The organism is Thermaerobacter litoralis (assembly GCF_054654595.1).
Map to the genome: position 1 here is coordinate 245355 of NZ_BAAIES010000006.1, position 11831 is coordinate 257185.

8 protein-coding genes and 1 pseudogene are annotated in these 11831 nt (G+C 74.5%); 2 read left to right on the forward strand and 7 right to left on the reverse strand.

Features of this window, described 5'->3' with window-relative positions:
* Positions 1–68 precede the first annotated feature (68 nt).
* From ACYQ02_RS05285 to ACYQ02_RS05295, 3 genes are all read right to left on the reverse strand, one after another.
* On the reverse strand, positions 69–977 hold the full coding sequence (locus ACYQ02_RS05285) for a lytic transglycosylase domain-containing protein (RefSeq protein WP_460039393.1): 909 nt from the start codon (positions 975–977) through the stop codon (positions 69–71).
* Positions 978–1095: 118 nt separating this feature from the next.
* On the reverse strand, positions 1096–1914 hold the full coding sequence (locus ACYQ02_RS05290; RefSeq protein WP_460039394.1) for a histidinol-phosphatase: 819 nt from the start codon (positions 1912–1914) through the stop codon (positions 1096–1098).
* 145 nt (positions 1915–2059) lie between these two features.
* Positions 2060–4759 (reverse strand): prolyl oligopeptidase family serine peptidase, encoded by a 2700-nt coding sequence (locus ACYQ02_RS05295; RefSeq protein ID WP_460039395.1) that lies wholly within the window; start codon positions 4757–4759, stop codon positions 2060–2062.
* A gap of 456 nt (positions 4760–5215) precedes the next feature.
* Between ACYQ02_RS05295 and ACYQ02_RS05300 the strand changes: the two genes are divergently transcribed.
* The gene (locus tag ACYQ02_RS05300; RefSeq protein ID WP_460039396.1) at positions 5216–6985 is read left to right on the forward strand and encodes an ABC-ATPase domain-containing protein; all 1770 of its coding nucleotides are present in this window, start codon (positions 5216–5218) and stop codon (positions 6983–6985) included.
* An 80-nt stretch (positions 6986–7065) separates the two neighbouring features.
* Entirely contained in the window at positions 7066–7533 is a 468-nt protein-coding gene (locus ACYQ02_RS05305) for an Hsp20/alpha crystallin family protein (protein WP_460039397.1), read from the forward strand.
* A gap of 130 nt (positions 7534–7663) precedes the next feature.
* On the opposite strand, the gene ACYQ02_RS05310 is transcribed toward ACYQ02_RS05305, so the two are convergent.
* The 4 genes and pseudogenes from ACYQ02_RS05310 to ACYQ02_RS05325 all read right to left on the reverse strand — a co-directional run.
* On the reverse strand, positions 7664–8998 hold the full coding sequence (locus ACYQ02_RS05310) for an MFS transporter (RefSeq protein WP_460039398.1): 1335 nt from the start codon (positions 8996–8998) through the stop codon (positions 7664–7666).
* Between the two features lie 365 nt (positions 8999–9363).
* Entirely contained in the window at positions 9364–10437 is a 1074-nt protein-coding gene (locus ACYQ02_RS05315; RefSeq protein WP_460039399.1) for a metal ABC transporter solute-binding protein, Zn/Mn family, read from the reverse strand.
* A 341-nt stretch (positions 10438–10778) separates the two neighbouring features.
* Positions 10779–11627 (reverse strand): metal ABC transporter permease, encoded by an 849-nt coding sequence (locus ACYQ02_RS05320; RefSeq protein ID WP_460039400.1) that lies wholly within the window; start codon positions 11625–11627, stop codon positions 10779–10781.
* Between the two features lie 19 nt (positions 11628–11646).
* Positions 11647–11831 (reverse strand): annotated as a pseudogene (locus ACYQ02_RS05325) (metal ABC transporter ATP-binding protein); the annotation flags it as partial.

The following is an 11831-nucleotide window of genomic DNA, read 5'->3' on the forward strand; positions in this document are numbered from 1 at the left end:
TCCTCCGCCGCGCCATTTTGCTCATGCAAGCCCGTTTCCCACGCCCTACCCGCCCTACCCCCTACGCCCTAAGCCCGGCGCGCCGCCTCGCCGGCCCACAGGTCAAGGACCCGCGCCACGTAGGCCTGGGTCTCGGGGAAGGGCGGCAGGCCGCCGTGGGCCTCGACCGCTCCGGGGCCGGCGTTGTAGGCCGCCAGGGCCAGCCGCCAGTCGCCGAACCGGTCGAACTGCTGCCGCAGGTAGCGGGCGCCGGCCTCCAGGTTCTGAACCGGGTCGAAGGGGTCGGCGACGCCCAGTTCCCGGGCGGTGGCGGGCATCAGCTGCATCAGGCCCATGGCGCCGGCCGGCGACCGGGCCGCCGGGTTCCACCCCGACTCGGCCTGGATGACCGCCCGCAGCAGGGCCGGATCCAGCCCGTGGCGGCGGGCCACCGCGGCGGCCAGAGCCTCCAGGGCGGTCCGGGGCCAGGGGGCGCCACCCGCGACGGTGGAACCGGCCGGGGCGGCGCCAGCGGCCCCGCCGGCGCCGCCATCTGCGGACGGGCCGCCCGGTCCCGGCGGGTCCGCCCCTGGGGCGGCGTCGCCGGACCGGCTCCCGCTCCAAAGCCCGCCTGCCCCGCCGGGAACGGGAAAACCCGGCCCGCCGGCCGCCCCGGCCCCTTCCCCGGTGGAACCGGCGGCCAGGGTGGCCAGCGCCGAGAGGGCGGACACATCAAGCCCCGGCTCGGCCAGAAGACGGGCCAGCAAGGCGGCGAACTCCGGTGAGGCCGCTCCCGGTCCGGCCCCGCCTCCCGCGCCGCCGGCGGCCCCCGCCGGGGCTCCTCCCCCGGTGCCGCGGCCGCCCGGGGTGGGCCCCGTTCCGTCGCGGCCGGCTGGGATCGGGGACGCGCTCCCTGCCCCGCCGGCCCGTAGCGCCGCTGCCCACAAGAGGAGTTCCAGCTCCCGGCGTCCCATGCCCCACGGCGATGGAACGGACATGCCCCTCACCTCCCCCACCCCGACCCGGGAACGCCGCTTCGCCCGGGCAAGCCGCAGCATTCCAGCGGGCTTGCGCCTTCCGGCGGCTGCGTCGTCACAAGGGCCAGGGCCTCCTCGCCTACCCCAGGGGCGCCTGCCGGCCCTTCCGGCCGTCGAAGACTGTCACGGTGGTGAAGCCGTGGTCCCGGGCGTACGCCACCAGCTCCGGGTAGGCCCATCCCACGTGCTCGGGCTCGTGGGCGTCGGAGGCCAGGGTGACCCGCACCCCCAGGCGCCGCGCCTCGTCCAGGATGCCCGGGTCCGGGTAGAACTCGCCCACCGGCTTGCGGACCCCGGCGCTGGAGATCTCCAGGCACACGCCGGTCTCCGCCGCCGCCCGGGCCAGGCGCCGGTGGTACTCGGCCAGTTCGTCCCGGTATTCGGGCGGAAGCTTGTAACCGAACACCTTGATCACGTCGGGATGCCCGAAGACGTCGAAGAGCCCGCTGCGGATGGCCCGTTCGGCCAGGTCAAAGTACCGCCGGTACGCCTCCCGGACATCGCGCCCCGGCCACGTGGCCGGATCCAGGTCGAAGCCCCACTCGTCGATCCAGTGGACCGAGCCGATGACGAAGTCCAGCGGGTAGGCGGCGAGGAAGGCCCGGATCTCCTCCTCCCGTCCCGGGATGTAGTCCATCTCGATCCCGGCCTTGACCGGCAGGCCCTCCGCCCGGGCCGCCTGGAGCAGGGCGACGTAATCGGCCATGCGGAAGCCGCTGCTGTACCGCTCCACGTACCAGGGCCGCCCGAGCAAGGGGGCGCCTTCGACGAAATTGTAGGCGTGCTCGGTGATGCCGATCTCGTCGACCCCCCGCTGCCGGGCGGTCTCGACGAAGCGCAGCAGGTAGTCGCGGGTCAGCCCGCCGCGCTCCAGGTGCATGTGGTAATCGACCAGCATGGCCTGTGCCCTCGTCCTCCCTCCGGCCTGTCGCGGGCGGTTGGCGGTTGCCCGCCCCGCAGGCCCAGGATCCCCCTCCCGGCCGGCCGCCCCGGCTCCGCGGCTGCGCCGACGAACGCCGGTTCCTCCGCCCGATCCCCGCCGGTCACCCCTGGGCCCGCGGGCCCTCGGAGGCGGCCGCCCCGGCCTCGGCCCGGTCGCCGGCGGTGGCCCCGCCGGCGGACAGGTAGCGGTCGAACCACTCGACGATCCGGTCCAGGCGATAGACCCGGTGCCACGGCTTGCCGCCCCGGCTCAGGCCGTGGCTCTCCTCCGGGAAGCGGACGAATTCCGTCGGCACCCCCAGCACCTTCAGCGCGGTGTAGATCTGCTCCGCCTGCTCGATGGGGCAGCGCAGGTCCATCTCCGAGTGCATCACCAGCAGCGGCGTCTTGCAGCGGCCGATGTGGTGGATGGGCGACATCTCCAGGTAGCGCAGGGGGTCCTCCCACGGCGGCGACTCCAGGTCGAAGAGGTCGTGGAAGCCGATGTCGCTGGTGCCGAAGAAGCTGTGCTCGTTGGCCACGCAGCGCATGGTCACCCCGGCCCGGAAGCGGTCGGTGTGGGTGACGATCCAGTTGGTCATGTAGCCGCCGTAGCTGCCGCCGGCCACGCCGAGCCGGTCGCGGTCGATGAAGTCGTACCGCTCCAGGACCGCATCGACGAAGGCCATCAGGTCGCGGTAGTCCCGGTTGCCCCAGTCGCCGCGGATGGCGGCGCAGAAGGCCTGGCCGTACCCCTGGCTGCCCCGCGGGTTGGTGTAGAACACCGCATAGCCCCGGGCGGCCAGCAGCTGGAACTCGTGGAAGAAGGCGTAGCCGTACATGGCCATGGGCCCGCCGTGGATCTGGAGGACGGCGGGGTAGCGCTTGCCCGGCTCGAAGCCCACGGGCCGGATCAGCCACCCGTCCAGGACGTTCCCGTCGGATTCAAAGGTGAAGTGCTCGGGCTCGACGACCGCCACCTCGGCCAGCCACCGGTCGTTGGCCCGGGAGAGGCGGCGGCCCTGGATCACAGGATGACCGTTGCGCCTCGCCCCGCCGGACAGGTCGCCCGCCGGATCGCCGGCTGCCGTCCGGCCGGATCCTCCGGCGGCAGGACGGCTGTCCTCGCCCGAGGAACCGGCCGTGGCCGCGGCCGCCGGGCGGCCGTCGCCTGCCGCAGCCGGGGCGGCCCCCCCGTCCGCGGCCGCGGCACCGGCCGGGCCTGTGGTCGTGGCGGCCGCCGTCGAGGTTGGTACAGCGGAAGCCGTCGCCCTCACCGTCGCCGCCCCGCCGCCGGGCCCCGCGCCGGCCGGTTCGTCCGGCGAGGGGAGGTCGGCGACCCACACCTCGCCCGGCTCGGTGGCCGTCAGGCGCAGGTAGGCGCAGCGGCGGCCCGCCCGGTCGATGCTGATCCCCCGCAGCACCTGGGGGCCCTCGGTCAGCGGGCGGATCGTCCCGTCCACCCCGAACCAGTAAAGCTGCACGGCGCCCCGGCGGCTGACCAGGGCGTACAGGCCCGATCCGTCGGGGGCCCAGGCCATCACCGCCCCGGGCTCGCCGACGATGTCGTTGACGCTCTCGTCGCCCACCGTCAGGTCGGCCTCGGCGGTCAGGCAGCGCCGCTGGCTGCCCCCGGCGCCGATCAGGTACAGGTGGGTGTTGCTGTAGGCCCGGTAGCGGCGGGCGTCCTGGCCGCGGACGGCGATCCACCGGCCGTCCGGCGACGGCAAGGCCTCATAGGCGTCGATGTCCGACAGGGTGAGCTTGCGCACCCCCTGGGGCAACGGGTCCCGGGACAGGTCCAGGGGATCCCCGCCGCCGGCCGCGGCCCCCTCGGGATCGAACGGCACCAGGTAGACATCGGTCCAGGGCTGGCGGTCGGCGTCGGGGTGCGGGTTCGTCACCACCACCAGCTGGCGCCCCGAGGGCATCCAGGCCACGGACCGCACGTCGTACTCGCCGGCGGTGAGCTGGACGCAGGGAACGCCGGCCGCGCCGCTGGCCGCGCCGCCGGCCGCGGGCCCGGTCCCCCCGGGCCCGGTCCCCCCGGCGGAACCGTGGCCTCCGGAGGCGACCGCGCCGGAAGCGCCGCCCGCCCCGCCCCCGAGGAGGTGGGCGTCGCCCTCGCCCAGATCCAGCACCACCACGTGGTGCCGGTGTTCGGTGAAGTAGCCGACGCCGTCCAGCTTGTAGGCCAGCCGGCGGATCACCTTGACGCCACGGGTGTAGCGCCGGTACGGGTCGTCCTCCCCCGGCTCGGGGTCGCCCACGGCCTCCAGGCCCCGGTCCGGGTGGACCTGGGCGATCACCGCCACGTACCGCCCGCTGGGCGACCAGACGGCGGGCCCGGCTCCGCGCTTGAAGCGGGTGATGGGGCGCGCCTCGCCGCCGCGGGCCGGCAGGAGGTAGAGCTGGGGCCGGGGCTTCTCGTCCCCCCGGCCGGAGGAACCGGCCGCCTTGCCCCCCCCGGAGCGGGCCCCCTTGCCCGCCCCGCCGCTGGGCAGCGGCCGGTCGGAAAGGAAGGCCAGCCAGCGCCCGTCGGGCGACCAGCGGGGGGCCCGGTCGATGCCCGGCCCGGTGGTCAGGGGGGCTGGCGCCGCCTCGCCCGCCGCCGGCGCGGCGTACAGGTTCGACCGGTATTCGTTGCGATCGGCCTCGATCCAGCGTTCGACCCACACGACCTGGTCCCCGCCGGGCGCGATGCGGGGATCGCCCACGAAACGGAGATCCAGCAGGTCGCGGGAGGTGATGGGGCGTCGCTCGTTGGGGTCGTTGTCGCCGCTGCGGCTGCCGGCCGGCGGCATCACACCACGGGATGTCATGACGTCACCTCGGTCGCTGGGCCGAGCCCGCCCCGGGCGGGGCGGCTCGTTGGCGATGGACATGTTGGGGGATTCGAGTTGGAGGGCGGGAACCCTTTCCTCCCCCGTACAAGGCGAAGGCCCGGGCCGGCTCGCCCGGCCCGGGGCCGCGTGTTCCTGCACTCAACGATCCAGCGATCCGCGTTGGCGAATCCCGGACCCATCGCCCGGGCCGGTGCGCTGCGTAGCCCCGCCCCGCGGTGCAAGGTAACATGCAAAACAGGTGTGCGTGTCCAGACGCGGGGAGCCAGCGGCCCCTGGCCGGCACGTCCCCGGCCAGCCACCGGGGCCGAACCCGGCGGGGGCCGGCCGGCCCGGAAGAACCGGCACCCCACCCCGGAGCTGGCAGCCCGGCGTGCGACCGGCCTGCCCCGGCTGCGCACCCCAAACCGACGGATCCCGGAGGTCGAACGCACCATGAGCCCGACCGCAACCCGCACCCGCGACGACCTGCGCCAGATCCTGGCCCGTATCGACGGCCGGCCGTATCCGGCCTACAAGGACATCGCCGGGACCTACGACTTCGGCGCCTTCACCCTCGCCATCGACCACGTCCAGGGCGACCCCTTTGCCGCACCATCGCGGCTCCGCATCATCATCCCGCCGTCCCGGATGCCCCTGCCCGACTGGGCAGCCACCACACCCCTGCGCCGGACGGCCACGGCCGACTGGCTGCTGCGCCGGTTCCACCGGGCGACGGGTACGGCCGCAGCCCGCCGCGGGAGCGGAAAGAGCGGGCTGATCACCGTCGACCGCCCTGGCCAGGAGATCCTGCCACGGACCGCGTGTGTCGTCCTGCCCCAGCGGGTGGAGGTCCGCTTCTTCGCCGGCCTGCCCGCCGCCGGCCGCCGCATCCTGGGCCGGCAGGCGGTGGAGATGCTGTGCCAGGACGTGCCCCGGCTGGTGGAGACCGCCTTGCTGCTCAAACCCATCGACCACCGGGACCTGGAGCGGCACGTGGCCGTGGCGGAGGACCAGGCGGCCCTGCGGCAGGCCCTGGCCGAGCGGGGTCTGGTCGCCTTCGTCGGCGACGGGGCCATCCTGCCCCGGGAAAGCGGGGTCAGCGACCGGCCGCTCCGCGGGCCGCGGGTCATCCCCTTCGAGGCGCCCCCGACCCTGGCCGTGGAGCTGGAGACGCCCCATCGCGGCAAGGTGCGGGGCTTGGGCATCCCCCAGGGCGTGACGCTGATCGTCGGCGGCGGCTACCACGGCAAGTCCACCCTGCTGCGGGCCCTGGCCCGGGGCGTCTACGACCACATCCCCGGCGACGGCCGCGAGCTGGTGGTGACCGACCCGACCGCGGTCAAGATCCGCGCCGAGGACGGCCGCCGCATCGAGCAGGTCGACATCAGCCCGTTCATCCGCAACCTGCCCTTCGATGCCGACACCCGGCGCTTCTCCACCGACGAGGCCTCGGGGAGCACCAGCCAGGCCGCCAACATCATGGAGGCCCTGGAGCTGGGCGCCCGGGTCCTGCTCATCGACGAGGACACCAGCGCGACCAACTTCATGATCCGCGACCGGCGCATGCAAGCCCTGGTCAGCAAGGACCGCGAGCCCATCACGCCCTTCATCGACCGGGTGCGGGCGCTGTACCGCGACCGGGGCGTCTCCAGCATCCTGGTGGTCGGCGGGGCAGGCGACTACCTGGACGTGGCCGACACCGTGATCCGGATGGACGCCTACCGGGCCCAGGATGCCACGGCCGAAGCCCGCGAGGTGGCGACCCGCTTCCCCACGGGCCGCATCGCGGAAGACCCCGGCCCCTTCCCGCCCGTCCCTGCCCGGGTCCCCCTGCCCGCCAGCCTGGACCCGCGCCGCGGGGCCAAGGTCAAGATCCGCGCCCACGGCACCGACGAGATCACCTTCGGCTTCGAGGAGATCGATTTGAGCGCCGTCGAGCAACTGGTGGACCCGTCCCAGACCCGGGCCGTGGGGGCCATGATCCGCTACATGACGGGCCGTCACATCGACGGGCGCCGCTCCCTGCGGGAAGCCCTGGAAGCCCTGTACGCCGAGCTGGACGAACACGGCCTCGACCGGATCTCGCCCTTCCCCACTCCGGCGGGCGACCTGGCGCTGCCCCGGCTCTTCGAGGTGGGAGCCGCCATCAACCGCTTGCGCTCGTTGCGGGTCGAGGTGCGGGAGCCGGTGGTTGGGGGCGGGTCCGGCGGACATACTTCCTAGCGAAGTCCTGCCGGGACGGAGGAACCGCCCAGCGCACGGCAGGCCGCCAGCGGTGGCACCGGCAACAGGAGGTGGTCCGCATGGGCATGCGCACCGATCTGGATCGCTGGTCGTGGCCTGCTCCCGCCGGCCGCGGTTTTGACAGCTGGCGGGAGGCCTTCTGGCGCCCCTGGGATCTCTGGCGCGCCTTCGACGGCGAGCCGGACTGGGGCCTCAACCGGCGACCGTCGGTGGACGTCACCGACGCCGGGGACCGGGTGATCGTCGAAGCCGAGATGCCGGGGGTCGAGGCCAAGGACATCCAGCTCGACGTCTACGAAGACCGGGTGGTGATCCGGTCCGAGACCCGGCGGGAGACGCGCAACGAGGGCGACGGGTACTACCTCATGGAGCGCCGTTTCGGCCGGTTCCACCGGGTGGTTCCGCTGCCCGACCGGGTCGATCCCGAACGGGCCCAGGCCCGGTGCCGGAACGGCGTGCTGCGGGTCGAGATCCCCAAGCTGCAGGAGCAGGGACGGGGGCGGCGGGTCCCGGTGAGCGAAGCCTAGGCAGGCGCCGGGGCAACCGACCCGTCATATTGAACCGCATGGGACGGTTCCAATCTGGTATATTCAGGGTACCGTTGGGGAGGTCCGTATCTCATGGCCTCCCTTTCGTGTGTTACGGGGCGTTGCGGTTCTACGTCTCGGCCGGCCGCGCCCGCCCTGCGGCTCCGGCCCGTTGCCGCACCCGGTCCCGCTCGGGCACCGGCACCAGCAGGGTCAAAAACAGCCCGATGACCGGCAGCAGCACCATCACCGACAAGGTCGTCTCCAGCCCCCACCGGTCCGCCAGGGCGCCCAGGGCCGCGGCCCCGATGCCCCCAAGGCCGATGGAGAAGCCGGTGTTGAGCCCCGACGCCACCGCCACGTAGCGCGGCATGAAATCCTGGCTCATCACCAGGGTGATGCTGAACGTGGCCACCAGGGCGAAACCGGTGGCCGCCAGCAGCGGCAGCGTCGCCCACGCCGGGCCGTGCACTAGGCCCCAGTGCAGGGGGATCAGCACGACCATGGAACCGATCAGCACCGTCCGTGTGCCGATGCGATCCGCCAGCGGCCCGCCCACCAGGGTGCCCACCGCTCCCGCCACCAGGAAGACGAACAGCAGCACCCCCGTCGAGACGGCGTCGCGGCCCGCCTTCTCCAGATAGAGGAACGGCATCAAGCTGAGCACGCCGAACTGCAGCCACGACCGGGTGCCGACCACGCCGATGAGCAGCACCTCGGCCAGCCAGTTGGTCCGGCCGGCATCGGCTCCAGCCGTCGGGCTGCCCGCCGGTCCCCCTCCCGGCGCCGGCAACGGCGCCCTTGCGCCGGCCCCCCCGGCCGCGCCGGCCCCCCTGGCCGCCCCGGCGCCCTCCGCCCCTTCCCGCCGGGGCCCGCCGCCGGCCGCCAGGCGCCGGGCGGTGGCCTGCTCCAGCCGGTTCATCCCGGGCAGGGCCGCCACCATGACCGCCGCCAGCAAGGCCGCCGGAAGAACCAGCCACGCCAGCCCCGGGGGCCCCCAAAGCCCGACCACCGCCGTGGCCGCCACCGGCCCCAGGGCAAAGCCCAGGTTCCCGCCCACGGAGAAGATCGACATCGCCGTGGCCCGTTGCCCGCCCGACACGCCGCGGGCTGCCCGGGCGCCTTCGGGATGAAACAGGGCGACGCCGATCCCGCAGAGGATCGCCGCCAGCAGCACGCCTTCATAGCTACGGGCATACCCCACCAGCGCCAGCCCCACCGCCGCCAGCAGGGGCCCGGCCGCCACCAGCCACCCCTGGGGCCGCTTGTCGCTCCAGTACCCGAAGAGCGGCTGGATCAGGGACGACGTAATGTTGAGCACCAGCAACACCACGCCCAGCTGGGCGTAGGTCAGCCCGTAACTCTCCTTGAGCTGGGGCAACAGCGCGGGCATGCCGCCCTGGTTGACGTCGGTGATCAGGTGGGCCAGGCTCAAGAGCACCAGATACCCGAGGGCACCCTTCAACGCGCCGGTCGCCTCCTCTGCCGGGCGAGCACGCCTCCCTGCCCGCCCCGCGGCCGCCGATCGCAGCAGCCCCGCCGGTCCCGCGGCTCGAAGATCTCGCCGCCCTGCCCGCCCCGCGGCCGCCCATCTCGCGGCCCGCCGGTCCGGCGCCCTGACGACCTCGCGGCCCGCCGGCCTGGCGGCGCCGCCCGCCCCGGGGTGTCACCGCCCGCCTGCCCAGCCGGGGCCGGGTCGCACCCCCGCCCGCAGGAAACCCGCGGTCCTCGAGCCACGCATCCGGAAGCCGCCGGGACCGGGAATTGAACGGTATTTCGCGACCCGAAGGATGGTCCCTGCCGCCCTCCCCGGCCCGAGGATCCCCGGCCCTAGGAACCGGCGCACCCCAAGGCCTGCCGCAGGTGCTCCAGGTTCTGTTCCAGCAGCGACAGGTAGTCCCGGCCGGCCTGCCGGTCGGCCGGCGTCAGCGCCTCCAGGGGGTGGACCTCCAGCAGCCGCACCCCGGTCTCCCGGGCCAGGGTCTCGGCGGCGCGGGCGGTGCGGCCGGGTTCCACCAGGATGTAGGGCACCTGCCGCGACCGGATGAAGGCGGCCACCGCCGCCAGCTGGCGCGGGCCGGGCTCGCTTTCGGCGGACAACCCATAGAGCGGCACCTGGACCAGGCCGTAGCGGTGGGCCGGGTAGGTCAGGAAGGCGTGGGTGACCACCAGTTCCCGCCGCCGGCAGGTGCCCAGCTGCCGGTAGCCGCCGGCCAGCTCTTCCAGGCGGCCAGCCAGCTGGGCGGCCCGCCGGAGGTAGACGGCCTGCCCTTCGGGGTCGGCCTGGGCCAGGGCGCGCCCGATGGCCCGGGCCTGCTGGGCGGCCAGGGCCGGGTCGAGCCACACGTGGGGGTCGGGGGCGCCCCCGCCGGTCCCCCCGCCGGACGAACCGGCCGGCCCGCCTGCTGCGTGCCCGTGGCCGTCTGAACCTTCGCCGCCATGGGCGGGGTCGTGGCCGGACTCACCCGGGCTGCCGGCCGGCCCGGCCGCCGGTTCGTCCCGGCCCGAGTCACCGGGGAGCCAGGTGGCCGTTCCCGCCGGCACCAGGGGCAGGCCCGCGGTGGCCTCCACCGTCACCAGGTCGGGCCGCCCCGCCGCCTGCAGCAGCCGGGGAACCCAGGGTTCCAGGCCGGCCCCGTTGTAGATGAAGACCCGGGCCGCCGCCACCGCCCGCACGTCGGCGGGCCGCGGCTCCCAGTGGTGGGCGTCGGCCCCCGGCGGCACCAGGGGGCTCACAACCACCCGCTCACCCCCGATGAACCGGGCCATGAACTCCAGCGGGTAAAAGGTCACCACCACGGGCAGCCGGTCCGCCGCCCCACCGCCACCCGGCGCGCCGGCCCCGCCCCCGTCGCCGCCCCGGGGAAGGGCGCCGCAACCGGCCAGGACAAGCCCCACGACCACACCCAGGGCCAGCAGCCGGATCGCCCGGCGCCGGGGGGACGGGCTCCCTCCCGGGTCCGGGCCCGGCGCCCGGGCCGGTTCGTCCGGCCGCGGGGGGCGGGACCACCCGTGTCGCGGTGACCCGGCGGCTTGCAGCTTCCGGGTTCCCCGTCGCCCTTGACTCCTTTCCAATGGCCCGTGGCTCCTCTCCAATGGCCCTCGGCTCCTTTCGCCCGCGATTCCGCCCGCTGCCATGGCGCCGCCCGCCATTCCCCCGCTGCCATGGCGCCGCCCGCCATCGCCGCCTCCCCCTCCCCGTACCGGCCCGGCGGGCCGCCGGCCCTGGGGACCGCCGGCCCGGATCACGCCGGTCCCAGGTCCGGCCGGAGGCGCCGCAAGCCCAGAGCGCCCAGCAGCAGCACCACGGCAGCCAGCACCACCGTCGCCCCGGGTGGCAGGTTCATCCAGTAGGACGTGACGAGCCCCAGCACCACCGCCGCCTGGGCGAAGAGGACCGCCAGGACCAGCGCCCCGCGGAAGCTTCGCGCCACCTGCAGGCTGGCGGCGACGGGCAGCACCATCAGGCTGGAGACCAGCAGCACCCCCACCACCCGCATGCTGGCCGCCACGGCGGCCGCCGCCATCATGGTGAACAGCAGGTTGAGGGCGCCGACGGGCAGCCCGGCCACCCGGGCCAGTTCCTCGTCCAGGGTGACGGCCAAGAGGTCGCGGTAGAAGGCGGCCACCACCGCCAGGACCGCCAGGGTCAGCCACCCGATCAGCCGGACATCGGCCCCGCTGACGGTCAGCACGCTGCCGAACAGGTAGGCAAAGAGGTCGACCCCGCCGGCCCCGCCCAGGCTGAAGAACACGGCCGCCAGGGCCACCGCCGTCGACAGGGTGACGGCCACCGCCAGCTCGCCGTGGCGGCGATAGCGGGCCCGCAGGGCCTCCATCGCCCCGCCAGCGGCCACCGCCAGGCCCAGGGCCGCCCCGGTGGGGTACACGCCCAGCCACAGCCCGCCGGCCAGGCCGGCCAGGGCCACGTGGGCCAGGGCGTCGCCCAGCAAGGACAGGCGCCGCAAGACCAGGAAGGTCCCCACCACCGGCGCCAGCAGCCCCACCAGCACCCCTGCCGAAAGGGCCCGGATCATGAAATCGTACTGAAACATGCCCGCCAGGCCGGCGAGCCCGTCCGTCCCTGCGCCCATGGGCGGGTCATCCTCTCCCTCAGTGGCGGTGATGCAGGGTGGTGACGGGGAACCCGTAGAGCTCGGCCATGGTCCCCGGCTCCAATTTCTCGGGCGTGCCGTGGAAGAACAGGCGGCGGTTGAGGCAGGCCAGGGTCGTCACCTCGGCGCTGATGACGCCGACGTCGTGGGAGACCATGATCACCAAGTACAGTGTAGTAGAAT